The following is a 24,957-nucleotide window of genomic DNA, read 5'->3' as shown; positions in this document are numbered from 1 at the left end:
TCGGCGTCAATCGCGACGGGATGTCGGCTCGTGCCTCCTGTCAGCAGACAACAACAGAGGACTTCGTCATGTCCATGAACACGCCAGTCAAACTGATCGCCATCGCTGCCATCACCGGTGCAGCCAGCACTGCCGTTGCCTTTGAGCCCGAAGGCAAGGTCGAGTGCCTGGCGCCTGCCGACCCGGGCGGCGGCTGGGACTTCACCTGCCGCAGCGTCGGTACCGTGCTCGAAGAGCTGGACCTGGTGCCGCGCGGTGTTCAGACCGTCAACATGGCCGGTGCCGGTGGTGGCGTGGCTTACGCTCACACCGTCAGCAAGCGCGCCGGTGATGACCAGCTACTGGTCGCGGCTTCCACCGCCACCACCACACGCCTGGCCCAGGGGCAGTTCCCGGGAATGACCGCCGACATGGTCAACTGGGTCGGCGCCCTGGGGGCGGACTATGGGGTCATCGCGGTCAGCGCCGACAGCGAGTACCAGGACCTCAACGCCATCATGGACGCGATCAAGGAAGACCCGCGTGCGGTGAAGTTCGCCGGTGGCAGCGCCAAGGGCGGCTGGGATCACCTCAAGGTGCTGATCGCGGCTCAGGCCGCCGGCGTCGAGAACCTGCCGAGGATCCCCTACCTGTCCTACAACAACGGTGGCGAGGCCATGACCCAGGTGGTCGGCGGCCACGTGGACGCCTTCACCGGTGACATCACCGAGGCCCAGGGCTTCATGGAGTCCGGTGACCTGCGCGTGGTGGCGGTGCTGTCCGAGGAGCGTCTGCCGGGCGAGTTCAGCGAGATCCCCACCGCCAAGGAGCAGGGCATCGACGCCGTGGGTCCGAACTGGCGCGGCTTCTACATGCCGGCGGATATTCCTGAAGACGCCAAGCAGTACTGGGTCGACGCCATGGACACCATCTACGAGAGCCAGGAGTGGAAGGACGTCATGGAAAGCAACGGCCTGATGCCGTTCCACATGAGCGCCGGTGAGTTCGAGACCTTCGTCAAGGAGCAGATCGCCGACATCAACCAGCTCTCCAAAGATATCGGACTGATCCAGCAATGAGCATGTTCAACGACCGCGTATTCGGGGTCTTGATGATCGTCCTGGCCGTCGCGTACGGCTGGGGCGCTACCCAGTTTCCCGAACCCTTTGGCGGGGCCGAGGCGGTAGGCCCCGAAACCTTCCCCTACCTGCTGGCCGTCGTGCTGGGGCTGTCCAGCCTGTACATGGTGGTGCGCCCGGATCCTGACAATGCCTGGCCATGGAGCCGCACCGGCGTCGAGCTGATCATCGCCCTGGTGGTGCTGGTGCTCTACGCGGCCCTGCTGCAGCCGCTCGGCTTCATCCTGGCGACCCTGCTGGCGGTGGGCACCCTGTGCTGGCGCATGGGCGCGCCGCCGGTCAAGGCCTTCATCGTCGGCGGTATTTCCGGCGTGGTGGTATTTCTGATCTTCAACTTTGCGCTGGACCTGCCCCTGCCCCTGGGTGTGCTGTCCTTCCTGGAGGTGGGCTGATGGAAACCCTTGGCTACCTGATCGATGGCTTCGGGGTGGCGCTCGCCCCGCATAACCTGATGTTTGCGCTGCTGGGCGCCTTTCTCGGCACCCTGATCGGCGCGCTGCCCGGACTCGGCCCGGCCAACGGTGTGGCGATCCTGATCCCGCTGGCCTTTACCCTGGGGCTCAAGCCCGAGACCGCCCTGATCATGCTCACTGCGGTCTACGCTGGCGCCATGTACGGCGGGCGTATCTCGTCGATTCTGTTGAATATACCCGGTGACGAGCCGGCCATGATGACCTGCCTCGACGGCTATCCGATGGCCCAGAAGGGTAAGGCCGCCGAGGCCCTGGCGATCTCCGCCATAGCTTCCTTCATGGGCAGCCTGATCGCCACCGTGGGCCTGATCCTGCTGGCGCCGATCCTGGCCGATTTCGCCCTGACCTTTGGTCCTGCGGAATACTTCGCGCTGTTCCTGCTGGCCTTCGCGACCCTTGGCGGTATCACCGGCAAGAACCCGATGAAGACCGTGGTGGCCGCCTGCATCGGTCTGATGATCGCGACCATCGGTATCGACAATACCGGGGTGCAGCGCTACACCTTCCAGGTGCTCGAACTTTACGAGGGTGTCGACTTCATCATCGCCATCGTCGGCCTGTTCGCCATCTCGGAGCTTCTGTTCTTTATCGAGGACCGTGCCGGCAAGGGCAAGAAGACCATCAAGGTCAACAAGCTCAAGCTTTCCTGGGCCGACATCAAGGGCATCATGCCCTCGAGCATCCGTGGTGGCATCCTCGGCTTTATCGCCGGCGTCCTGCCGGGGGCCGGTGCTTCGCTGGGCAGCTTTATCGGCTACACCCTCGAGAAGAAGGTGATCGGCAAGAAGGGCTACTTCGGTGAAGGTGACCCGCGCGGCGTGGCTGGCCCCGAGGCTGGCAACAATGGCGCCTCCAGCGGTGCCCTGGTGCCGATGCTGACCCTGGGCGTCCCGGGCAGCGGCACCACCGCGGTGCTGCTGGCGCTGCTGATCTCGCTGAATATCACCCCTGGTCCGCTGATGTTCACCCAGAACGCGGACATCGTGTGGGGTGTGATCGCGGCGCTGCTGATCGGTAACTTCCTGCTGCTGGTGCTCAACATTCCGCTGGTCGGTATCTTCGTCAAGCTGCTGTCGGTGCCGCCGATGTATCTGTTGCCGATCGTCACCATGGTGGCTTTCGTCGGCATCTACTCGATCTCCAACACCACCTTTGATCTGTACTTCATGGTGGCCTTCGGGGTCGGTGGCTACATCCTCAGGAAGCTCGAGATCCCGCTGGTGCCGGTGATCCTGGGTCTGCTGCTTGGCCCGGAGATGGAGAAGAACCTGCGCCACGCCATGGACATCTCCGACGGCGACTGGACGATCCTGTGGGACAGCGGCCTGGCCATCGGCCTGTGGCTGTTCGCCGGTCTCGGCCTGATCCTGCCGTACATCGTCGGCCCGATCCTGAGAAAGCGCATGGAGGTTCAGACCGGCCACACCACACCGGGCGATTGAGCGACCCCGCTCCCGGTGGTTGACGAAGGCCTTCGGGCTCGACTCGACTAACGACCTTGGGCGCCCCGATGGGGCGCCCTTTTTTTGTGTGCATCATGACCGAGCGGGCGTATGCGGAGGCATATCAGCCCGCTGGCTGGTGTTGTCGGTCATCGATCCAGCTCCTGGCCAGCCAGCCGCCGGCCTCGGCGATCCGCTCCGGTGTCGAGCCGGCGTAGCCCAGCACCAGCCCAGGCATGGCGTCAGGTGCCAGGTAGTGACCCGATAGCGGTGACAGGGTGACGCCCTCGCGCCGTCCACGCTCGATCAGGCGTTGCTCCTGTTTCAGTGAGGCGAGCCGTGCCACCAGGTGCATGCCGGCCTGGCCGGCCGACAGTTCAAGTCCTTGCTCCACGGCAGGCGCCAGGGCCTCGCGCAGGCATGCCTGGCGCTGTCGATAGCAGTGGCGCATGCGCGCGATGTGGCGAGAGAAGTGTCCCTCGACGATAAAGTCTGCCAGCGCTGACTGGGAGACGTACTGGCCTTCCCGATGCAGTCGCGCGTTGGCGCGGCGAAAGTCGTCCACCAGGGCCTCGGGAAGTACCAGGTAGCCGAGCCTGAGGCCCGGGTAGAGCACCTTGCTGAAGGTGCCGACGTAGAGCACCGGACCGCCCCCGGCCAGCCCCTGGAGGGAGGCCACCGGCGCAGTGGTATAGCGAAATTCGCTGTCGTAGTCGTCCTCGATGATCAGCGCGCCGTGGTGGCGGGCGAAGTCGAGCAGGGCGAGACGCCGTGCCACCGGCATCGTCACGCCGCAGGGGTACTGATGCGAAGGGGTGACATAGATCAGTCGAGGTGGCGGGCTATCCGGGGCGAGAGCCTCAGGCTGCATGCCCTGTGCGTCCACCGGTACCGGGACGGGCGTTAGCCCGGCCATGTTGAAGCAGGCCTTGGCACCGGCATAGCCGGGATCCTCGACCCAGACGCTGTCACCGGGGTCGGCCAGCAGGCGGGCGATCAGCTCGAAGCCCTGCTGGGCGCCCTGGGTAATCAGGATCTGATGTGGTTGGCAATTGACCGAGCGCGATAGACGCAGGTAGTCACACAGCGCCGTCTTGAGGGCGTGATGCCCGCCGCTGGTGGCGTAGCCGAAGGCATCCAGGCTGGCCTGGTGGCGATGGCGCCGTAGCAGGCGCTGCCACGCCTCGCGCGGGAACAGATCGAGGGCGGGGACGCCCGGGGCGAAGGCATCCCGGGAGCCCTCCATCTCGCCGCAGCTCTCCAGCAGGCGCTGACCTCGCCGAGAATGCCAGCGGCTCGCCTGGATGGGGGCGCCGGGCAACGGGCTGGGTTCGGGCAGCGCCAAAGACGCCACGAATAGCCCGGCCCCCGGGCGCGCCTCGACGAAGCCTTCTGCCACCAGGCGGTCCATGGCGGCAAGCACCGTGTTGCGGCCGATGCCGAGGTCCGCGGCCAGCCGTCGAGACGAGGGCAGGGCGCTGGCGGCGGGCAAGCTACCTTGCTGTATCCACTCGCGCAGGGCCGCGTACAGGCGCTGGGACAGCGAACCCGACGGGGGTTCGGCGGCGGGTGGCGCCAGGCGCATGGCCAGCGCTTCGGTGATCCATTCGGCGTGACGGTGAAGGCTGGGCACTGGTTCCCCTTTTCTGGACAGTATTGGTTCTTATGGTGGGACCACTATTGCGCAAGACTGGGTGCCTGTCATCCCGACGAGCCGGTGCGCCTCTGGCCAGCCGGCGCACACGACCGCCAATGTGAAAGGTGACTCATGAACCATGTTCGTCCTGCCTGTATCGCCGATCTACAACCCCTGAGTGAGCTGCTCGATGGCTACCGGGTGTTCTATTCACAGGAAAGCGACATCCAGGCTGCCCGCGACTTTCTCCAGACGCGCCTCGCGCTCGCCGACTCGCGCCTGCTGGTCAGCGACAACGAGGGTGTGCTCGAAGGCTTCGTTCAGCTCTATCCGACGCTATCCACGGTACGGGTGGGACCGCGCTGGACCCTGGCCGACCTGTTCGTGGCGCCCGAGGCGCGTGGCAAGGGGATCGGCCGTGAGCTGATGGAGGCCGCCGCGAACCTGGCGAGGGAGCAGGGCGTGGGCCAGTTGACGCTTAATACCCAGACCCACAACCACACCGCCCAGGCGCTGTATGAGTCACTTAACTGGCAACGCAACGACGCCTTCTACGCCTATACCCTGAACCTGGATGACCCTGCGGGCACATAAACTTCTACTTCTCGCAGTCAACATTGATGGATGCCAACCACTCTGAAGGAGCGCGTGACCCTTGTATCAGCCAAGACACTTCGCCATGACCGACGAAGACGCCATGATGGCGGTGGTCCGAGCCTATCCCTTTGCGACCCTGGTCACCGACGGTGACCAGGGGGTGTGTATCGACCACCTGCCGCTGATGGTCGAGCAGACGTCACAGGGCGCGCTGGTGCTGCGTGGCCATATCGCCCGAGCCAATGCCCTCTGGCGGCTGGGTGAGGGTGAGCGAGCAGACGCGGCAGCGATCGAGGCGGTGGCGATCTTTCATGGCCCCGACGCCTATATTTCGCCTGGCTGGTATCCCGACAAGCGCCGCCATGGTCGCGTGGTGCCGACCTGGAACTACCAGGTGGTGCATGCCCATGGTCGGCTCGTCTTCCCGCGTGAAAGCGATTGGCTCACCTCGCACCTGACGTCGCTGGTCGATCGCTTCGAGGCGGGCCGGGAAGCGCCCTGGGCGGTGGACGACGCCCCCGAAGACTACCTGGAGGGGATGCGTCGTGGCATTGTGGGGGTAGAGCTTGAGGTGACGCGCCTGGTGGGCAAACACAAGGCCAGCCAGCACAAGCCGTTGGAAGAACGCGAGGGTATCCGCGAAGGCCTTCGAGAGGATGGGCGTTCGGCTTGTGACGCTGCCGTGCTGTGTGGAGATGATCCAGCGCCAAGGTACGAAGGCGATTGACCCCTTGGACTGGCATTCGAGATCGGGCGACTGGTGGGCAAGCACTTGGCTGACTAGTACAAGCCCGGCAGCACAAGCCCAGGAAGAACGCGAGGGCATCCGCGAAGGCCTTCGAGGGGATGGGCTTGCTGACCACGCCGCCGCCGTGCTCAGTGGCGACCCATGACGACGATCCTGCGTGCGGGTATGAACAACGATGGAGTAAGGACGCGAGATGAATGACTGCCTGAGGCAGGCAACGCTGGAGGACGCCGAAACGCTGGCCGCCCTGGGGCGCCGCACCTTTTACCAGACCTTTGTCGACTTTTACTCCAAGGCGACCATGGAGCGCTATCTGAGTGATGCCTTTGACCTGGGAAGGGTGCAGCGCGAGTTGGCCTGCCCACAGTCGCGATTCTGGCTGCTGGAAGAGGCCGGCCGCAGCGAGACGGGTGAAGCGGGAAAGGAGCGCGAGGGCGTTGCCAAGGGGCCCGTAGCGGTCGGCTATCTCAAGCTCAACTGGGGGGAGGCCCAGACCGATCTGAGCGAGCACAATGGTCTCGAGATCGAGCGCATCTATCTGCTGGCCGAGGCCCAGGGCCGAGGGCTTGGCAAGATGCTGTACGACAAGGCCATCACCGAGGCGCGAGAACAGGCCAGGGCTTTCGTCTGGCTGGGCGTGTGGGAAAACAATCATCCCGCCATCGCCTTCTATCGCTCCCGGGGCTTTGTCGAGGTAGGCACCCACAGTTTTCAGATGGGCGATGTGGTGGACAGGGATCTGATCATGCGGCGTGATCTCTGACGTAGCCATCGCCATCGCCATCGACCATAAGGTCCCATGGATAGAACATCGCTGCACCACGATACTGCGAGGCCACCATCAATGGACAACAACAAGACGAGGGAATCTCTGTGAGTTATCGAATTGCCACCATCGCTGGTGACGGTATTGGCCCGGAGGTGGCGGGCGCCACGGTGCAGGTACTGCAAGCGCTGCTGGGTAGCGACGTGCTGCGTTTCGACTGGCTCGACGGTGGAGCGGGGCACTATGACAAGACCGGCGAGGTGCTGCCCCAGTCGACGCTGGACGCCTGTCGGGCCAGTCACGCCATCCTGCATGGAGCCGCCGGGCTGCCGGGGGTGACCTACGACGACGGTACCGAGGTGGGCAACGACCTGCACCTCAAGCTGCGCTTCGGACTGGACCTTTACGCTAACGTGCGTCCGATCCGCCTGCTGCCCGGGGTCGAGTCGCCGCTGAGACACCATCAGCCCGGTACCATCGACTATGTCATCGTGCGCGAGAACACCGAAGGCCTCTACGCCAGCCGCGGCGCCGGGGTGGTGCTGCGAGACGAGATGGCCAGCGACAGCCTGGTGATCACCCGCAAGGGCACCGAGCGAGTCGCGCGCTTCGCCCTGGAGCTGTCACGGCGACGTCAGGGCGCACCGAAGGACGGCAAGCGGCGGCTCACCGTCTGCGACAAGGCCAACATCCTCAGAAGCTACGCCTTCTTCCGTCGGGTATGCGACGAGGTAGGCGCCGAGTTCAACGACGTCGAACTCGACTATGCCTACGTTGACGCCATGACGGTGCACCTGGTCAAGCGCCCGGACTTCTATGACGTGATCGTTGCCGAGAATCTGTTCGGTGACATCATCTCGGACCTGGGGGCGGCCACCGTCGGCGGGATGGGGGTGTCGCCGTCTGCCGAACTGGGCGATCGCCACGGTCTGTTCCAGGGGGCCCACGGCAGCGCCCCGGATATCGCCGGGCAGGACGCCGCCAACCCCATCGCCACCCTGTTGTCCGGGGCCATGATGCTCGAATGGCTGGCGGTGGAGCACGCCGACGATCGTTTGTCTGACGCCGCCGGTCGGTTGCGTCAAGCGGTGGACGGCGTACTGTCCGATGGCCGGTATCGGCCCCGGGAATTCGGCGGCGATACCGGCTGCAGCGCCTTTACCGAACAGGTGCTCCGCCAGCTCGACCGTCTGCCAGCGTAATGGTACTAACGCGGCAGATTGAACAGAGTGGGCCAGTAATATGCGGTCCATTCTGGTGCCGGCCGTTGCGGGGTGCACCGGTGCTTGGCGCTGTGGTGGTGCAGAAGTAGGGGGCGGGGTAGCGAAGTGCACCACATGTGGTGCATTGGTGCGCCCCGGTGGCGCGAGATGCTCTCTTGTGGCGCAAGGCGGGGTGGGTAAGCCCCCGTCTTGGCCGACGTAATGTCGGAATTTATAAATGTTTTATATGGCTGGCATGGGACTTGCTTGAAGTGGTGATGGAGGTCGACGTCGCAAGACGTCAGGCCTGAGCGATACAGCGGTTTTACCTGAACCGCCTGGCTCCCTCTCGACGATGGTCCATCACAACGACAAGGCAACCCCTGGAGGTTTCCCATGCCCACCGCTTCGATCTCTTCTACGCAGGTTTGTGCCCACCGTTCCAAAGCGCTTTCTAGAAAGGCGCTGGCCAGCCTGGCCGTGTCCACGCTGTCGCTGGCCATCGCCGCACCGGCGCTCGCCCAGGAGGACCCGATCAAGGTCGGTATCCTGCATTCCCTGTCCGGTACCATGGCGATCAGCGAGTCGACCCTGAAAGACACCATGCTGATGCTGATCGAGCAGCAGAACGAAGCGGGTGGCCTGCTCGGCCGCGAGCTTGAGCCGGTGGTGGTGGACCCGGCCTCCAACTGGCCGCTGTTTGCCGAGAAGGCCCGCGAGCTGCTGGCGCAGGAAGAGGTCGACGTGATCTTCGGCAACTGGACCTCGGTGTCGCGCAAGTCGGTGCTGCCGGTGGTCGAGGAGCTCAACGGTCTGCTGTTCTATCCGGTGCAGTACGAAGGCGAGGAATCCTCCGAAAACGTCTTCTACACCGGCGCTGCGCCCAACCAGCAGGCGATTCCTGCGGTGGACTACCTGATGAACGAGGTCGGTGTTGAGCGCTGGGTGCTGGCCGGTACCGACTATGTCTATCCGCGCACGACCAACAAGATCCTCGAAGCCTACCTGAAATCACAGGGCGTGGCCGACGAGGACATCATGGTCAACTACACCCCCTTCGGTCATTCCGACTGGCAGAACATCGTCTCCGAGATCAAGCAGTTCGGTGGTGCCGGCAAGAAGACGGCGGTGGTCTCCACCATCAATGGCGACGCCAACGTGCCCTTCTACCGGGAGCTGGCCAACCAGGGCGTCGAGGCCTCGGACATCCCGGTGGTGGCCTTCTCGGTGGGCGAGCAGGAGCTGTCCGGTCTCGACACCGCGCCGCTGGTCGGCCACCTGGCGGCCTGGAACTACTTCATGAGCGTGGATGAAGACGTCAACTACGACTTCATCGACGCCTGGTACGACTACACCGGCGACGACAACGCCGTCACCAACGACCCCATGGAAGCCCACTATATCGGCTTCAACATGTGGGCCGAGGCGGTGCGCAAGGCCGAGACCACCGATGTAGATGCGGTCAAGGAAGCGATCATCGGTGTGTCGGTGCCCAATCTCACCGGTGGCTACGCCACCATGATGCCCAACCACCACATCACCAAGCCGGTGCTGATCGGCGAGATCCAGGACAACGGCCAGTTCTCGGTGGTGTGGCAGACCCCGTCCACCGTGGCCGGCGACGCCTGGTCCGACTATCTGGAAGGCTCCCGCGATCTGATCAGCGACTGGCGTGCTCCGCTTGAGTGCGGCAACTACAACGTGGTGCAGGGTAGCTGCGGTGGTGGCTCAGACGTCGCCTCCAGCGAATAGAACATAACGACAAGGGGCCGGTGTGCACGGCGCACCGGCCCGGATCACGCCAACCCTGCCCGTGGTGCCGTCGGCACCCGGGTGTCTCAAGGGACCTCACCATGAATTTAATTGCAGGTCGTCACTGGCTGAGCGCGCTGGTGCTGCTTTGCCTCGTCGCCCTGGGGCTGGGCCAGGCTTGGGCTCAGGACGCCGGCGCTTCTAAGGCCGCGTCTTCCGACCAGGGGCCGGCGCTGTTGTCGGCGCTGGCCGAGTCCAGCTTCCGCGACAAGGAAGCGGCCATCGACGCCATCGCCGAGAGCGGTGACGAGCGCGCCCGGCGCTGGCTCGAGAGCTTCGCCGAGGGCAAGCTCGCCCGCGTCAAGGACAGCGGCGCTATCGTCGTGGTACTGGAAAATCGCGGTCGCAACTGGCCCGTGGCCGACGCCCTGACGCTGGAACCGGCGGGCAAAATATCGCGCCGCGAGCTCGACCGCGTCTCCATCAACAACAGTCTCAGGGGCTATCTGGACAGCACCCTGGCGCTGATCGACCTGCGTGTCGACGACCCCGCCCAGCGGCTGGCGGCGGCGCGGGATCTGCTGGGCGAGGTCGAGGCCGAGGCCGTCGATTCGCTGAGCGAGCTGGCCGCCGCCGAGAGCGACCCCGAGGTGGCCGCGACCCTGGAGCAGGCCATTGCCATCGCACGGGTCGAGCAGGGGGACGTCGCGGCGGTCGAGGCGCTGTCCGGCAGCCTCAATGGCCAGGCCAGGGCCGCGCTGATGCAGGCCAGCCGCAGCGACGACGTGGCGCTGGCGGAAGCCGCCCAGGCGGCGCTGGCCGAGAGCGAGCAGGCGCTCAAGCTCAACCGCGCCGCCGAGACGCTCTACTTCGGCCTGTCGCTGGGCTCGGTGCTGGTACTGGCGGCGATCGGCCTGGCTATCACCTTCGGCGTCATGGGGGTGATCAACATGGCCCACGGCGAGCTGATCATGCTGGGGGCCTACACCACCTGGGCGATGCAGCAGCTGTTGCCGGGGCAGCCGGGGCTTGCGCTGCTGCTGGCGATTCCGGCGGGCTTTCTGGTGGCGGCGCTGGTGGGTGTGGCCATCGAGCGAGGCGTCATCCAGTTCCTCAAGGGGCGTCCGCTGGAAACCCTGCTGGCGACCTTCGGCGTCAGCCTGATCCTGCAGCAGCTGGTGCGCACCCTGATCTCACCGCTCAACCGTACCGTGGTGACGCCCGAGTGGATGAGCGGCTCGCTGGTGATCAACGAGGCGCTGTCGCTGACCCTCAATCGCCTCTATGTGCTCGGCTTCGCCATCCTGGTGTTTGCCGCCCTGATGCTGGTGATGCGCCGCACCCGGCTGGGACTGGAGGTACGGGCGGTAACCCAGAACCGTGCCATGGCACGCTCCATGGGCATTCGCGCGACCCGCGTCGACATCCTGACCTTCGCGCTGGGGTCGGGGGTGGCTGGCCTTGCCGGGGTGGCGCTGTCACAGCTCACCAACGTCGGTCCCAACCTCGGCCAGAACTACATCATCGACTCCTTCATGGTGGTGGTGTTCGGCGGGGTCGGCAATCTGTGGGGCACCCTGGTGGCGGGGCTCTCGCTGGGGGTGATCAATCAGGTGCTGGAGCCCTGGGCCGGGGCGGTACTGGCCAAGATCCTGGTGCTGGTGTTCATCATTCTGTTCATTCAAAAGCGCCCGAGGGGACTCTTTCCCCAGGAGGGCCGCGCGGCGGAGGGCTGAGCGATGCCATCATCCCGACTATGGCTGGCTCGCCCGTTTGGCGAGCGGTCGACTCTGATCTTCCTGGCGGTGCTCGGTGCCACCATGGCGCTGGTGGTGGCGGCAAATCTGCTGCTGGCGCCGGAGCATCCGCTGCATGTCTCTACTTATACCGTTACCTTGCTGGGCAAGTACCTGTGCTACGCGCTGCTGGCGGTGGCGGTGGATCTGGTCTGGGGTTACCTGGGGATTCTCAGCCTGGGCCACGGCGCCTTCTTCGCCCTCGGCGGCTACGCCATGGGCATGTACCTGATGCGCCAGATCGGCGACCGCGGTGTCTACGGCGATCCACTGCTGCCGGACTTCATGGTGTTCCTCGACTGGGACAGTCTGCCCTGGTACTGGCTTGGCTTCGATATGGCCGGTTTTGCCTTTGTGATGGTGCTGCTGGCGCCGGGCCTGCTGGCGCTGGTGTTCGGCTTCCTGGCGTTCCGTTCGCGGGTCACCGGGGTCTATCTGTCGATCATCACCCAGGCGCTGACCTTTGCGCTGATGCTGGCGTTCTTCCGCAACGAGATGGGCTTTGGCGGCAACAACGGCCTGACCGACTTCAAGGAACTGCTGGGCTTCGACCTGTCCGCCGACGCCACACGACTGGGGCTGTTCATTGCATCCGGCGTGGCGCTGGCGCTGGGCTTCCTGCTGTGCCGCGCCATCGTGGTCAGCAAGCTCGGGCGGGTCTGCGTGGCGGTGCGCGACGCCGAGTCCCGCACCCGCTTTCTCGGCTACCGGGTGGAGCGCTATCAGCTGTTCGTGTTCGTCGTCTCGGCCATGCTGGCCGGGGTCGCCGGCGCCCTCTATGTGCCCCAGGTTGGCATCATCAACCCCAGCGAGTTCTCGCCGCTGTTCTCCATCGAGGTGGTGGTGTGGGTGGCCCTGGGTGGCCGTGCCACCCTCTATGGCGCGGTGATCGGTGCGCTGGCGGTGAACTACGCCAAGAGCGTGTTCACCGGGGTGATGCCGGAGGCCTGGCTGTTCGCGCTCGGTGCGCTGTTCGTGCTGGTGACGGTGCTGCTGCCCCAGGGCATCGCCGGGCTTTTGTCACGCTCTCGCCAGCAAGGCAGCGACGATGACAGCGACACGCAACCCGACACGCCAACCGACACGCTGGATGCAACCCCCAGGGAGGCCACCCCATGAGCTTTCTTCAGAGCCTGGCCGATCGCGATCGGGTCTTCGACTTCCTGGTCCCGGAACAATCGCCGGTCGACGTGCGCCACGGCCCGATCCTCTATCTCGAGGACGTGTCGGTGAGCTTCGACGGCTTCAAGGCCATCAATGATCTCAACCTGACCATCGACGACGGCGAACTGCGCTGCATCATCGGCCCCAACGGTGCTGGCAAGACCACCATGATGGACATCATCACCGGCAAGACGCGCCCGGATCAGGGCAGCGTGTGGTTCGGCAGCCGCCACAACCTGTTGACCAAGAACGAGCCGGAGATCGCCCGGCTCGGCATCGGGCGCAAGTTCCAGAAGCCCACGGTGTTCGAGGCGCTGACGGTGTTCGAGAACCTCGAGCTGGCGATGGCCATGGACAAGAGTCTGTGGCCGACGCTCAAGGCGCGCATGACCGGGGAGGTGCTGGCGCGAATCGAGGAGGTGCTCGAGACGGTGGGCCTGGCGTCGCTCAGTCGCCGCCAGGCGGGCATCCTGTCCCACGGACAGAAGCAGTGGCTCGAGATCGGCATGCTGTTGATGCAGCGCCCTCGACTGTTGCTGGTCGACGAGCCGGTGGCGGGGATGACCGAGCAGGAGATGGAGCGTACCGCAGAGCTGTTGTTGAGCCTCGCCGGCAAGCACTCGGTGGTGGTGGTGGAGCACGACATGGGCTTTGTGCGTTCGATCGCCCGCACGGTGACGGTGCTGCATCAGGGTTCGGTGCTGGCCGAGGGCAGTATGGACAAGGTGGCAAGCGACCCCAGGGTGATCGAGGTCTACCTGGGTGGCGACGAGGAGGCGGCATGATCGGACTGGAGCGAGTACCTCAGCAGTCTTCGGTAAGAGCGCTGTACTGGGCGGACGGCGCATCCCGCGGCAGGCTGGCCACGCTGTGGGCGAAGGTCTGCGGCCGGTGGGCGCGAGAGACAGGCAAGGAGGTGGATCGATGCTGAGCATTCGCGGGCTCAATCAGTTCTATGGCGAGAGCCACACCCTGTGGGATCTCGATCTCGACGTGCCCAGGGCGGCCTGTACCTGTGTGCTGGGTCGTAATGGCGTCGGCAAGACCACCCTGATGAAGGCGATCATGGGCGAGGTGCCGATCACCGGCGGTGAGCTTCACTACGCCGACGGTGTCGCGCTGGAGAAGCGTCGCCTCGAGGATCGCTCACGCCTGGGCGTGGGCTATGTGCCCCAGGGACGCCAGATCTTTCCGCTGATGACGGTTGAGGAGAACCTGCGCACGGGCCTCGCCGCCCGTGGTGATGGCCTGCGCCAGGTGCCCGAACGGATCTATGAGCTGTTCCCGGTACTCAAGGAGATGCGTCACCGGCGTGGCGGCGATCTGTCCGGCGGTCAGCAGCAGCAGCTGGCGATCGGGCGCGCCCTGGTGATCGAGCCGAAGCTGTTGATCCTCGACGAGCCGGGGGAGGGCATCCAGCCCAATATCGTCGCCCAGATCGGCGAAGTCATCCGTCGGTTGATCGCCGATGATGGGCTGACCGTGCTGCTGGTGGAGCAGAAACTGCCCTTTGCCCGTCGCTTCGCCGACCACTTCGCCATCCTCGATCGCGGGCGGAGAGTCGCCGTCGGTGATATCGGTGAGCTCGACGACGCCGTGGTGAAGCGCTACCTGACCGTCTGAGCGGTAGCGCGTCAATCAGGATGAATCGCTGCACATCAATGGTGCGCAATCGTAAGGTTGCGCACTTTTTTTGTGCGCGACCAAAGGCGTGCTTTTCTCTGGTGCAATCCTTGGTTGTTCTATAAGAAATTGAAAATTAAGTAGAAAAATAGAGATTCGAGAAGCTGGTACGGGGCTTGCACCTTGATTGGGCAATGGTGGTGGCCTTTTTTACTTTCGCTTGCCACGCCGACTCGACGGACCGCCCGGGAGAGCCATGAGCGCGCAGACAACACAGGATTCGACCGATCGGCACGGCCATCGCTTCGACGCGGGACGGCGCTGGGAGGCCAGCCTCGATCTCGGCTTTCGCCATGATGGCCAGGCCACTCGCCTCTATCGGGTGGATCATCGCGGCCCCCTGCGGGTGCAGCGTCCCTTCTACCCCGAAGGCCGCGACGGCACCTGCCACGTCTATCTGCTGCATCCCCCGGGGGGGCTGGTCAGCGGCGATATCCTGGATATCCAGGCGCGGGTGGGCGCGGGCGCGCGGGCGCTGCTGACCACACCGGCGGCCAACAAGCTGTATCGGGCCGACCGCAACGCCGTGGCCTGGTCCCAGCGCACTCGTCTGGTGGTCGAGGAGGGCGGGCTGCTCGAGTGGTTGCCCCAGGAAACCATCGCCTTCGACGGCTCGCGAGGGGTGCAGGCCACCGAGATCGAGCTTTCCGGCAGCGCCCGCTGCCTGGGCTGGGAGGTGCTGGCGCTGGGCCGGCCGGCCAGTGATCTGCCGTTTGCCAGCGGCCACCTCGAACAGCGCTTCCGGTTATCCCGGGACGGACGACCACTGTGGATCGAGCGCCAGCCCCTCGACCCTGACCATCGTCGTTTTCACGGCGCCTGGGGGCAGCGAGGGTGCAGCGTCCAGGCAACCCTGTGGGCGGTCGGGCTCGAAGACGAGTCCGCGGCGATCGAACGTCTGCGCCAAGGGTTGGGGCAGGGAGGGAATGACCTTGCCGGCAGTCCCGGCGCTGGTGAAGCCGAGCGCTGGGCCGTCACCGTACGTGATGGCGTCCTGCTGCTGCGCTACCTCGGTCACTCGCGGCGCGAGGCCTGGTCGCTGTGCGAGGCGGCCTGGACGTTGCTGCGTCCGATGCTGATGGATCGCGAGGCCTGTGTGCCACGCATCTGGTTTACCTGAATGTCATGCCGGGCGGGACAGGCGACCCCTGGCCACCCTGACCAACATCGAGGATGAAAGGATGGAGCTGACACCGCGTGACAAGGACAAGCTCTTGCTGTTTACCGCTGGCCTGGTGGCCGAGCGGCGACGCGCCAAGGGGCTCAAGCTGAACTATCCCGAGGCGGTGGCCTTGATCAGCTGCGAGATCATGGAGGGTGCCCGGGAAGGCCTGAGTGTGGCCGAGATGATGAGCCGAGGGCGCCAGATACTGGGGCGTGACGAGGTGATGGAAGGGGTGGCGGAAATGGTCGACGAGGTGCAGGTCGAGGCCACCTTTCCCGACGGCACCAAGCTGGTAACGGTGCACAACCCGATCTCGTGACGCTGCCAGGCCCCGGCTTGATCCGGGGGCGACGCGACAGGCTCATACGCTGATACCAATAGGGAGGGCGCGGGATGATCCCCGGAGAATACCAACTGAAGGACGGTGACATCGCCCTGTGCGAGGGTCGCGACAGGGTCACGCTGGAGGTGGCCAATCGCGGAGATCGACCGATTCAGGTCGGATCCCACTATCACTTCGCCGAGACCAACCCGGCACTGGCGTTCGATCGCGACAGGGCGCGGGGCTTTCGTCTGGACGTGGCCGCCGGCAGCGCGGTGCGCTTCGAGCCGGGGCAGAGCCGTGAGGTCACCCTGGTGAGCTTCGCCGGACGTCGTCATATCTACGGCTTTCGCGGTGAAGTCATGGGCGCGCTGGACGATGCCGGTGCACCCAGCGGCGACAGCGGCCAGGAGGACGCCCGATGAAGATCAGTCGTCAGGCTTATGCCGACATCTATGGCCCCACCGTCGGAGACCGGGTGCGCCTGGGAGACACCGAGCTGTGGATCGAGGTAGAGAAGGACGCCACCCACTACGGCGACGAGGTCAAGTTTGGTGGTGGCAAGGTCATTCGTGACGGTATGGGGCAGAGCCAGCGTCTCGACCAGACGGTGATGGACACCGTCATCACCAATGCCCTGATCCTTGACTGGTGGGGCATCGTCAAGGCCGACGTGGGCCTTCAGGCGGGTCGCATCGCCGCCATCGGCAAGGCCGGCAATCCAGACACCCAGCCGGACGTCACCATCGTGATCGGACCCGGCACCGAGGTCATCGCCGGCGAGGGCAAGATCCTCACCGCCGGCGCCATCGACGCCCACGTGCACTTCATCTGTCCGCAGCTGGTGGACGAGGCCCTGGCCAGCGGCATCACCACCATGCTGGGGGGCGGTACCGGGCCTGCCACCGGATCGAACGCCACCACCTGCACGCCGGGGGCCTGGCACATCCATCAGATGCTCAAGGCCTGCGACAGCCTGCCGATGAACATCGGTCTGCTCGGCAAGGGCAACGCCAGCCTGCCTGAGGCGCTGGAGGCCCAGATCGAAGCGGGCGCCATGGGGCTCAAGCTGCACGAGGACTGGGGTACCACCCCGGCCTCCATCGATACCTGCCTGAGCGTGGCCGAGCGCTACGACGTTCAGATCGCGATCCACACCGACACCCTCAACGAGTCCGGTTTCGTCGAGGACACCCTGGCGGCGTTCAAGCAGCGCGGCATCCATACCTACCATACCGAGGGCGCCGGGGGCGGCCACGCACCGGACATCATCACCGCCTGCTCGAAGGACTATGTGCTGCCGTCGTCGACCAACCCGACCCGGCCCTACACGGTCAACACCGTCGACGAGCACCTGGACATGCTGATGGTATGTCATCACCTCGACCCCAACATTCCCGAGGACGTGGCTTTCGCCGATTCGCGCATTCGCCGCGAGACCATCGCCGCCGAGGACATCCTGCATGACCTCGGCGTCATCTCGATGATCGCCTCGGATTCGCAGGCCATGGGACGCGTCGGTGAGGTGGTGTGCAGGACCTGGCAGACCGCTCACAAGATGAAGGTGCAGCGTGGTTTACTGCCGGAAGATCAAGAACGTGGCGCCGACAACCTGCGTGCCCGCCGCTATGTGGCCAAGTACACCATCAACCCCGCCATCACCCACGGCCTGGCCGATGAGATCGGTTCTGTCGAGGTGGGCAAGCTTGCTGACCTGGTGCTGTGGGATCCGGCCTTCTTCGGCGTCAAGCCGGCGCTGGTGCTCAAGGGGGGAATGATCGCCATGGCCCCCATGGGCGACCCCAATGCCTCTATCCCGACACCCCAGCCGGTGCACTACCGTCCGATGTTCGGGGCGCTGGGCCAGGCCGCCGCGGCGACCCGGGTGAGCTTTGTCTCTCAGGCCGCGCTGGATGCGGGGCTCAAGGATCGGCTGGGGCTTCAAAGCCGCCTGGTGGCTTGCCGGGATGTGCGTGCGGTGCGCAAGGGCGACATGAAGCTCAATGACCGTTGCCCGGATCTCAAGGTCGACGCCCAGACCTACGAGGTCACCTGCGATGGCGAGCTTCTGACCTGTGAACCGCTGGACGTGCTGCCGTTGGCCCAGCGCTATCACCTTTTTTGAGTCAGCGATGATGACGGTTTTCGACAGTGCCGCTGACAGTACCAAGGAGTCATCCATGAGTTCGCTATTGTCGCTGACCCGCCGGCTCGGGCCGTTGCCCGTCGGCGATGGGCAAGACGGCGTCCAGGACACCCTGACCCTGAGCTACGACGATCGCATCAAGGGGCGCCTGCGGGTGACCCTGGACAGCGGGCGTGCGGCGGGTCTGTTTCTCGAACGCGGTCCGGTGCTGCGCCACGGCGACGGTCTTCAGGCCGAGGACGGCAGCCGCGTCCGGGTCATCGCTGCGCCGGAACCGGTGGTTACCGCCTGGGTAGCGCCGGGGCCGGACGCCGGCCTTGCGTTGGCTCGGTTGTGCTACCACCTGGGCAACCGCCACGTGACCCTCGGTATCGGCGAGGGCGAGTACCAGGGTGACGCCTGCTGCTACGTGCGCTTTGCGCCGGACCATGTGCTGGAAGAGCTGGCCGAGCGGCTTGGTGCGCGGCTCGAGCACCACCAGGCGCCGTTTGATCCCGAGCCGGGCGCCTACACCATGGGTGGGCATTCGCATGGTCATTCGCACAGCGATTCTCATGACCATGACCATGGGCACGGGCATTCGCACGGGCATGGCCATTCACACGGCTCGCCACATGGCTCTTCACATGGCTCCTCACATGGCTCCTCACACAGCCACGCTCAGGGGATCACCTGATGGCCGGGATCGAGTCTGCGTCACAGGCGCACGATGATCTGGCCCTGCTGGGGCTGCTGCAGCTGGTCAGCCCGGCGTTGCCGATCGGCGCCTTCGCCTGGTCCCAGGGGCTCGAGAGCGCCTTCGAACTGGGCTGGGTTCACGATGAAAAGAGTCTTGGCGACTGGCTCGAGGGCGTGCTGGAGGATGGCCTGGCGGTGGCGGAACTGCCTGCCCTGGCGCGACTCGTCGAGGCCTGGCAGCAGGGCGACGAGGATAGGGTGGCGCATTGGGACTGCTGGCTGGGGGCGGTACGCGAGACCCGAGAGCTGCGCGAGGAGGATCGCCAGCTGGGCGCGTCGCTGGTGCGCCTGATGCGCAGCCTGGGGCTGGCGCCCGAAGCCGGGTTGCCTGACGAGCCTGGCTATGTGACCGCCTTCAGCGCCCTGGCGGTAGCCCGCGGGTTGCCGCCGCGCCAGGCCATGCTGGGCTTTGCCTGGGCCTGGCTCGAGAACCAGCTGGCGGCAGCCTGCAAGGCGCTGCCGCTCGGGCATACCGCGGCCCAGCGACTGGTCGAGCGGCTGCGTCCGGCGCTGGTCGAGGCGGTGGGGCGTGCCCTGATCATCGACGATGACGACATGGGGCCGGCGCTGCCGGGGCTCGCCCTGGCCAGCGGCCTGCACGAAACCCAGTACTCGCGGCTGTTTCGCAGCTGAGCGAGTGACAACGATGCCATCGATACCGGGGTGTCGACGGCGCCATTCTCCGGTCTTCGACACGTCGGGGAATGGCCTTACATGACAGGCAGGAGAACACCATGACCACTTCAACCACTCCCTCCCAGTGCCTGCGCGTCGGCGTGGGCGGCCCGGTGGGCTCGGGCAAGACGGCGCTGCTCAAGCAGCTGTGTCGGGCCCTGCGTGATCACTACGATATCGCCGTGGTGACCAACGACATCTACACCAAGGAAGACGCCGACTTCCTGACCCGCAACGAGGCGCTGTCGCCGGATCGCATCCTCGGCGTCGAAACCGGCGGCTGTCCGCACACCGCGATCCGCGAGGACGCCTCGATGAACCTGGCGGCCATCGACGAGCTGCACCGCCGCCATCCTGGGCTCGAACTGGTGCTGGTGGAGTCCGGCGGCGACAACCTGTCGGCCACCTTCAGTCCTGAGCTGTCGGACCTGACGCTCTACGTCATCGACGTCTCCGCGGGTGACAAGATCCCGCGCAAGGGCGGGCCGGGCATCACCAAGTCGGATCTGTTGATCATCAACAAGATCGACATTGCCGAGCAGGTGCATGCTTCGCTGGAGGTGATGGACCGTGACTCGCGCAAGATGCGTGGCGAACGTCCTTTCGTCTTCACCAATCTGTATGACGGCGTCGGTCTCGACACCATCATCGGTTTCATTCTCGAGCGGGGCATGTTGCCCGACCGGCGAGCCGAGGCAGTGGAAGCCTGAATCGCCCGTTACCACGCAGCCGAAGCGTTGCGTTCTCAGTCAACAAGGAGTCTGTCATGACACAGCGTTCTCGTGTTTCTTCCCGTTCCCTGGCGATCGCCGGCGCCATGGCCGCTGGCCTTGTCGCACCGCTGGCGCTGGCGCACCCCGGCCACGGCGTCGAGCATGGCGGCCTTGCCGCCGGCCTGATGCATCCCTGGTTGGGGCTCGATCACCTGCTGGCGATGGCGGCTATTGGCCTGTGGAGTCTGGGGCAGGGGGCAGCCATGCGACGCTTTACCCCGCTGATGGCACTGGCTGGCATGCTGGCCGGGGCTGGTCTGGCGCTGTCCGGCGCGCTTCCCGCCGGCGCCTTGCCCGGTGTGGAAGGGGGAATTGCCCTGTCGGTGCTGATCGCCGGGGTCATGGTGGCGGCGCTGATGCGTCTGCCGGCAGCGCTTGGCGGAGGCCTGGTGATCGCCCTGATGACGATGCATGGCATCGCCCACGGCGCCGAGATGCCCGCAGCCGCCTCACTCGTCGCCTACGTGGTGGGCTTTTCGGCCTCGACGCTTGCCATCACCATGCTGGCGCGGGTGCTGGGTGGCTGGCTGGCCAGCCGTGAACAGCGCCTGGTGCGTGCCCTCGGCGCCGCCATCGCGGTCTGCGGTGGGGTGCTGGCGCTGAGCTGAGCGATCTCCCACTGACCGTCGATGGTCTCTCGCGCCCGGCCCTGTGCCGGGCGCGAGCGTTTGAGGCTGCTGCATCGTCCCGCCTGCGACGGCGGAGACGGGTACGTGTGTGGGTGAAACGTTTTGGGCTATGCTCGTGCGCCACGGATGAATTCGCCAAGAGGACGCTATGGCCAGGCTGGGACGCACGATCAAATGGAGCGGGGCAGTACTGCTGGTCGCCTGGGCGGGGATGGGGCTGTGGCAGAGTATCAAGCCACTACCGGAAAACGTCGGCAAGGCCTGGCCCGAGCGGCCAGTGGGCGAGGTCGAATTTCTCGCCGATCGAACCTGGTATGACGAGGGTGGCCGCCGTCATCTTGATCAGCACATCTTTGACGAAGCGGTGGCGATGATCGAGGGTGCCCGCCGGCTGATCGTCGTCGACATGTTCCTGTTCAATCGCCTCGAGGGCAGTGGCGGGGGCGACTTTCTGCCCCTGGCCGAACGCCTTGCCGATGCGCTGATCGCCGCCCGCCAGCGCCAACCGGCGCCGCGAGTGGTAGTGATCACCGACCCCCTAAATACTCTCTATGGAGGCCAGCGGGTGCCGCTCTATCAGCGCCTCGAGGCGGCGGGGGTCGAGCTTGCCATCACCCGTCTCGATCGCCTGCGCGCCTCCAACCCGCTGTGGTCAGGCCTTTGGCATCTGGGACTGGATCGGCTTGGCAACGACCCGGACGGGGGCTGGCTGCCCAATGCCTTCGGTGGCGAGCCGGTGACCCTGAGAAGCTACCTGGCGCTGCTCAATTTTCGCGCCAATCATCGCAAGACGCTGACGGTGGATCACGCCGAAGGGTGGTCGACACTGATCACCTCGGCCAATCCTCACGACGGCAGCAGCCTGCACTCCAACGTGGCGCTGAGGATCGATGGGCCGGTGGCCCGTGACGTCATCGCCTCCGAGGCCGAGGTGGCGTCCTGGTCCGGCGTCGAGGTATCGCAGTCGCCAGCGCCCGAGGCCGAGCCATCGGATAGCGCGATGGCGCAACTGCTGACCGAAGCCGCCATCCGTGACGCTGTGCACGCTCAGGTCGATGACACCGTCGCTGGCGATCGGCTGGATGTCGCCGCTTTCTACGTCGCCCACCGCGGGGTGGTCCAGGCGCTGAAGGAGGCCAGCGAGCGAGGAGTGGCGGTTCGGGTGCTGCTTGACCCCAATCGTGAGGCCTTCGGTTTCGAAAAGGGAGGCCTGCCCAACCAGCCGGTGGCCGAAGAGCTGTTGGACGCGGGCGTTCAGGTGCGCTGGTGTGTCACCGACGGTGAGCAGTGCCACAGCAAGGTGGTGCTGGTGAGAAGGGGTCCGGCGCAGGACGAGCTGGCAGACGCCGTGATTCTGGGCTCGGCCAACCTGACCCGACGCAATCTCGACGATTTCAATCTTGAAAGCAGCGTCTTGCTAAAAGGGCGAGGGGTCGCCGCCATCGACGAAATCGGCGCCTGGTTCGACCAGCGCTGGGACTCGAGCGACGGACGTCGAACCAGCCGAGCCTGGGCGCCGCGGGACGAGGCTGGCTGGTTCGATGGCTGGCGCTATCGATTGATGGAGGCCAGCGGCCTGTCCACCTTCTGACCTCGCTGGTGGGCTGTGCAGGACGGTGGAGATACCGACGCGGGAGCAGGATATGCCTCGACCGGCCAGCTTGACAGTCCGCCACCCCGCGACCATGTTTCACACGCTGGCCGACGCTCGATTTGACACAATTTCGAGCTCGGCGTGGCGACATCGCAACGCCCGTGTCGGGCACAAGGAGAGTCTTCGATGGAAAAGTTCTGGTTGGTGGTAAAGGTCGTGATTCTGGCGCTGATCGCCATCCTGGTGGTGCAGAACATCGAGATGGTGCAGGTGAAACTGCTCGGCTGGACCATTGCCATGCCGATGGCCCTGCTGGTGGTGGTGATCTACCTGCTGGGCATGATCAGCGGTCGCGGCCTGATGGGGCTGATTCGTCGCCTGCAGGGCAAGGAGCCGCAGCGCCGCTGAGGGCATCGACCCGCGAGCGCTTGCGAGGGTCCTGGTGCCAGGGCAGGCCGAGGCGGCAGTTGTGCTCGAGCTCTGCGATGACCTGGGCGCCCAGCAGCAGGATCACGGCGCCGATCTCGAGGCTCAGCAGCACCACGATCAGGGTCGCCAGGGGGCCGTAGACCGCGCTTACCAGTGACAGGTTGGCGAAGTAGTAGACCAGGGCGATCCTGACCCCTTCCCACATCAGGGCGGCGGCAAAGCCCCCGGCCAGGGCGCGCCTCAGGGAAATGCGTACCACCGGCAGGACCTTGTAGATGGCGCTGAACAGCAGGAAGACGCCGACGAAGCTGGTCAGGTTGAGGGCCGGCTCCGACAACGAGGCCATGGGCAGCTCACGGCCGTATAGCGCCATCCACAGTCCATTGAGGGTGCTGGCCAGGCTGACCGCCATGGCCAGCGCCAGCAGCGCCGCACTCAGTACCAGCATGAAGGCGTAGGGCAACAGGAAGGACACCCAGAGGCTGCGGGTGTCCTTGACGTCGGGCTTTCTGAAGATCAGCGCCAGGGCGTCTTCCAGCATGCGAAAGGCGAAGGAGCTGAAGATCAGCAGCACCGGGATGCCGTAGATGCCGATCGCGTCGCGGGAGTCCAGCAGTGCGCGCACCGACTCCAGCATCACTTCGGCGTGGGTAGGAGCGATGTGGCGTGCCTGCATGGCGATCACATTGAGCAGCTGCTGCTCGTCCACGACCTGAGCCATCGCCACCACCATCAGTGCGAACAGCGGAATGGTGGACAGCAGAATATTGAAGCCGACCCCGCCCGCCAGCAGCATTCCCCGATTATGCAGAAAGTGGGTCAGCACCCGCCACATGAAGAAGGCGAGCCGTGGCAGCAGAGTAAAGACGGCGTGTTGGTACCAGCGCGGTGCTGTCATGGGCCCGAATCGTCCTTGAGGGATAGGGCATGATACGCTGGGAGTCAGTGTCAGCGTCAAACCCTTGCCCAACCAGATGGTCAAAGGGCGGGTGTACGCCGGGAGGAACGAGTGGCATCTGCAGACCAGGAATCCCGCACCGAATCCGACGCCAGGCTGATCTACGATGGACAGTGTCCATTGTGTCGGAGCTTCGTGTCGCGCTACGGACTGTCCAAGGGACGGCTGGATCTCGTTGATGCGCGCCATCACCCCGAAGAGGTCCGGCGTCTGGAGCGTCTGGGCTGTCGCCTGGACGAGGGTATGGTGCTGGAGCTCGGCGACGAGCGCTACCACGGTGATCAGGCGGTACGTATGGCGGCACTGGCCGGGCGAGGTCGAGGTCCGCTGTCGCGTGGGATGCTGTGGTGGCTGTCGTCGAGACGGCGAGCACGCCTCAGCTATCCGCTGCTCAAGGCCGTTCGTCGTGTCATGCTCAAGGGGCTCGGCGTCGGTCCGATCAGGCCTTGAAGTGTGTCGCTCCCACCGGATGGGGCCGCCGACGGCCTGGCGTTGATCATCAACATTGAGCATCGGCAACGGGCATCAGCGCCGGGCATCGGCGCCGACCAGCGGTACTGGTCACCAACGCCGTTCATCTACCGTCATTTATCAAGCCACCAGGAGGGAGGCAAGATGCAACTAAGTCGACGTCTGTCGGTCCCTCATAGCGAGATCGCCATGAGTGCGATTCGTGCCCAGGGAGCCGGCGGCCAGAACGTCAACAAGGTCGCCTCGGCGATTCATCTGCGCTTCGATATTCAGGCATCGTCGTTGCCTGACGACGTCAAGGAGCGCCTTTTGGCGCTCAATGATCATCGCATCACCCAGGACGGAGTGGTGATCATCAAGGCCCAGTCGGAACGCACCCAGGAGGCCAACCGCGCAGCGGCACTGGCGAGGCTGAAATCGCTGTTGCAGCAGGGACTGGTGATTCCCAAGGCGCGTCGCGCCACCCGGCCCAGCAAGGCGGCCAAGCGGCGTCGCCTCGAAGGCAAGAAGCAGCGGGGCAAGCTCAAGTCGCTACGCGGCAAGCCGGAGACGTAGTGCGTCGAACAGGTGCTGCATCGTGAACGCTTGTGAGGGCGGCTTTCCGCAGACTCCTGCGCTTCGGTCATGGGGCTCGACGCTCTGCGGAAAACATGCTCGGATAGGGTACACGGCAATTTTCT

The 24,957-nt window shown here is 65.2% G+C and carries 26 protein-coding genes; 24 read left to right on the top strand and 2 right to left on the bottom strand.

From position 1 onward, the window contains the following. Positions 1–68 precede the first annotated feature (68 nt). The 3 genes from NFG58_RS11780 to NFG58_RS11770 are packed head-to-tail and all read left to right on the top strand — an operon-like array spanning position 69 to position 3,033. On the top strand, positions 69–1,058 hold the full coding sequence (locus NFG58_RS11780) for a tripartite tricarboxylate transporter substrate-binding protein (RefSeq protein WP_045994007.1): 990 nt from the start codon (positions 69–71) through the stop codon (positions 1,056–1,058). After that, a complete protein-coding gene (locus tag NFG58_RS11775) occupies positions 1,055–1,510 on the top strand; it encodes a tripartite tricarboxylate transporter TctB family protein (protein WP_045994006.1) in 456 nt (151 codons plus the stop codon). Before NFG58_RS11780 ends, NFG58_RS11775 begins: the two co-directional genes overlap by 4 nt. Beyond that, positions 1,510–3,033: a tripartite tricarboxylate transporter permease gene (locus NFG58_RS11770; protein ID WP_045994005.1), complete on the top strand. Its 1,524-nt coding sequence runs from the start codon at positions 1,510–1,512 to the stop codon at positions 3,031–3,033. The genes NFG58_RS11775 and NFG58_RS11770 overlap by 1 nt, the downstream gene beginning before the upstream one ends. 124 nt (positions 3,034–3,157) lie before the next feature. Here the strand turns inward: NFG58_RS11770 and NFG58_RS11765 are convergent, their stop codons facing one another. Continuing rightward, a complete protein-coding gene (locus NFG58_RS11765; protein WP_348828130.1) occupies positions 3,158–4,618 on the bottom strand; it encodes a PLP-dependent aminotransferase family protein in 1,461 nt (486 codons plus the stop codon). A 183-nt stretch (positions 4,619–4,801) separates the two neighbouring features. On the opposite strand from NFG58_RS11765, the gene NFG58_RS11760 reads away from it, so the two are divergent. The 19 genes from NFG58_RS11760 (at position 4,802) to NFG58_RS11670 (ending at position 22,827) form a co-directional block, all read left to right on the top strand. Next, complete coding sequence (locus NFG58_RS11760) at positions 4,802–5,263, top strand: GNAT family N-acetyltransferase (RefSeq protein WP_045992505.1); 462 nt, start codon at positions 4,802–4,804, stop codon at positions 5,261–5,263. Between the two features lie 61 nt (positions 5,264–5,324). Further along, the gene (locus NFG58_RS11755) at positions 5,325–5,993 is read left to right on the top strand and encodes an FMN-binding negative transcriptional regulator (protein ID WP_348826555.1); all 669 of its coding nucleotides are present in this window, start codon (positions 5,325–5,327) and stop codon (positions 5,991–5,993) included. A 214-nt stretch (positions 5,994–6,207) separates the two neighbouring features. Further along, positions 6,208–6,777, top strand: a complete 570-nt coding sequence (locus NFG58_RS11750) for an N-acetyltransferase (protein ID WP_348826554.1) — start codon at positions 6,208–6,210, stop codon at positions 6,775–6,777. 110 nt (positions 6,778–6,887) lie between these two features. After that, positions 6,888–7,982, top strand: coding sequence for an isocitrate/isopropylmalate dehydrogenase family protein (locus NFG58_RS11745; RefSeq protein WP_348826553.1), 1,095 nt, complete (start codon positions 6,888–6,890; stop codon positions 7,980–7,982). A 396-nt stretch (positions 7,983–8,378) separates the two neighbouring features. Beyond that, the gene (urtA, locus tag NFG58_RS11740; protein ID WP_213227086.1) at positions 8,379–9,734 is read left to right on the top strand and encodes an urea ABC transporter substrate-binding protein; all 1,356 of its coding nucleotides are present in this window, start codon (positions 8,379–8,381) and stop codon (positions 9,732–9,734) included. Between the two features lie 101 nt (positions 9,735–9,835). Then, a complete protein-coding gene (gene urtB, locus NFG58_RS11735) occupies positions 9,836–11,470 on the top strand; it encodes an urea ABC transporter permease subunit UrtB (protein ID WP_348826552.1) in 1,635 nt (544 codons plus the stop codon). Positions 11,471–11,473: 3 nt separating this feature from the next. Next, positions 11,474–12,649 carry an urea ABC transporter permease subunit UrtC gene (gene urtC, locus NFG58_RS11730; protein ID WP_222516528.1) on the top strand — a complete coding sequence of 392 codons (1,176 nt, stop codon included), beginning with the start codon at positions 11,474–11,476 and terminating at the stop codon, positions 12,647–12,649. Continuing rightward, a complete protein-coding gene (gene urtD, locus NFG58_RS11725) occupies positions 12,646–13,479 on the top strand; it encodes an urea ABC transporter ATP-binding protein UrtD (protein ID WP_045992499.1) in 834 nt (277 codons plus the stop codon). The genes urtC and urtD overlap by 4 nt, the downstream gene beginning before the upstream one ends. Before the next feature lie 139 nt (positions 13,480–13,618). Next, positions 13,619–14,317, top strand: a complete 699-nt coding sequence (gene urtE / locus NFG58_RS11720) for an urea ABC transporter ATP-binding subunit UrtE (protein ID WP_045992498.1) — start codon at positions 13,619–13,621, stop codon at positions 14,315–14,317. A 256-nt stretch (positions 14,318–14,573) separates the two neighbouring features. After that, positions 14,574–15,497 carry an urease accessory protein UreD gene (locus NFG58_RS11715; protein WP_108133077.1) on the top strand — a complete coding sequence of 308 codons (924 nt, stop codon included), beginning with the start codon at positions 14,574–14,576 and terminating at the stop codon, positions 15,495–15,497. Between the two features lie 61 nt (positions 15,498–15,558). After that, the gene (gene ureA, locus NFG58_RS11710; RefSeq protein WP_045992496.1) at positions 15,559–15,861 is read left to right on the top strand and encodes an urease subunit gamma; all 303 of its coding nucleotides are present in this window, start codon (positions 15,559–15,561) and stop codon (positions 15,859–15,861) included. Between the two features lie 74 nt (positions 15,862–15,935). Beyond that, positions 15,936–16,289 carry an urease subunit beta gene (locus NFG58_RS11705; RefSeq protein WP_045992495.1) on the top strand — a complete coding sequence of 118 codons (354 nt, stop codon included), beginning with the start codon at positions 15,936–15,938 and terminating at the stop codon, positions 16,287–16,289. Continuing rightward, entirely contained in the window at positions 16,286–17,989 is a 1,704-nt protein-coding gene (gene ureC / locus NFG58_RS11700) for an urease subunit alpha (RefSeq protein ID WP_045992494.1), read from the top strand. Before NFG58_RS11705 ends, ureC begins: the two co-directional genes overlap by 4 nt. Before the next feature lie 55 nt (positions 17,990–18,044). Further along, entirely contained in the window at positions 18,045–18,686 is a 642-nt protein-coding gene (gene ureE, locus NFG58_RS11695; RefSeq protein WP_222516527.1) for an urease accessory protein UreE, read from the top strand. Beyond that, complete coding sequence (locus NFG58_RS11690) at positions 18,686–19,381, top strand: urease accessory protein UreF (protein ID WP_108448796.1); 696 nt, start codon at positions 18,686–18,688, stop codon at positions 19,379–19,381. Before ureE ends, NFG58_RS11690 begins: the two co-directional genes overlap by 1 nt. A gap of 101 nt (positions 19,382–19,482) precedes the next feature. Then, positions 19,483–20,133, top strand: coding sequence for an urease accessory protein UreG (gene ureG / locus NFG58_RS11685; protein ID WP_045992492.1), 651 nt, complete (start codon positions 19,483–19,485; stop codon positions 20,131–20,133). A gap of 56 nt (positions 20,134–20,189) precedes the next feature. Further along, complete coding sequence (locus tag NFG58_RS11680; RefSeq protein WP_108133082.1) at positions 20,190–20,804, top strand: HupE/UreJ family protein; 615 nt, start codon at positions 20,190–20,192, stop codon at positions 20,802–20,804. A 169-nt stretch (positions 20,805–20,973) separates the two neighbouring features. After that, positions 20,974–22,416, top strand: coding sequence for a phospholipase D-like domain-containing protein (locus NFG58_RS11675; RefSeq protein ID WP_222516526.1), 1,443 nt, complete (start codon positions 20,974–20,976; stop codon positions 22,414–22,416). 189 nt (positions 22,417–22,605) lie between these two features. Then, on the top strand, positions 22,606–22,827 hold the full coding sequence (locus NFG58_RS11670; protein WP_045992490.1) for a DUF1049 domain-containing protein: 222 nt from the start codon (positions 22,606–22,608) through the stop codon (positions 22,825–22,827). On the opposite strand, the gene NFG58_RS11665 is transcribed toward NFG58_RS11670, so the two are convergent. Further along, the gene (locus NFG58_RS11665; protein ID WP_083970369.1) at positions 22,763–23,746 is read right to left on the bottom strand and encodes a YihY/virulence factor BrkB family protein; all 984 of its coding nucleotides are present in this window, start codon (positions 23,744–23,746) and stop codon (positions 22,763–22,765) included. The genes NFG58_RS11670 and NFG58_RS11665 overlap by 65 nt on opposite strands. Positions 23,747–23,857: 111 nt before the next feature. On the opposite strand from NFG58_RS11665, the gene NFG58_RS11660 reads away from it, so the two are divergent. Both NFG58_RS11660 and arfB read left to right on the top strand, forming a co-directional pair. Then, a complete protein-coding gene (locus NFG58_RS11660; protein WP_348826551.1) occupies positions 23,858–24,256 on the top strand; it encodes a DCC1-like thiol-disulfide oxidoreductase family protein in 399 nt (132 codons plus the stop codon). A 165-nt stretch (positions 24,257–24,421) separates the two neighbouring features. Next, on the top strand, positions 24,422–24,832 hold the full coding sequence (gene arfB / locus NFG58_RS11655; protein ID WP_045992488.1) for an alternative ribosome rescue aminoacyl-tRNA hydrolase ArfB: 411 nt from the start codon (positions 24,422–24,424) through the stop codon (positions 24,830–24,832). Positions 24,833–24,957 lie beyond the last annotated feature (125 nt).

Origin of the sequence: Halomonas sp. RT37, from assembly GCF_040070525.1 — a bacterium.
GTDB lineage: Bacteria > Pseudomonadota > Gammaproteobacteria > Pseudomonadales > Halomonadaceae > Halomonas > Halomonas litopenaei.
This window is presented reverse-complemented; position numbering and strand designations above follow the sequence as displayed.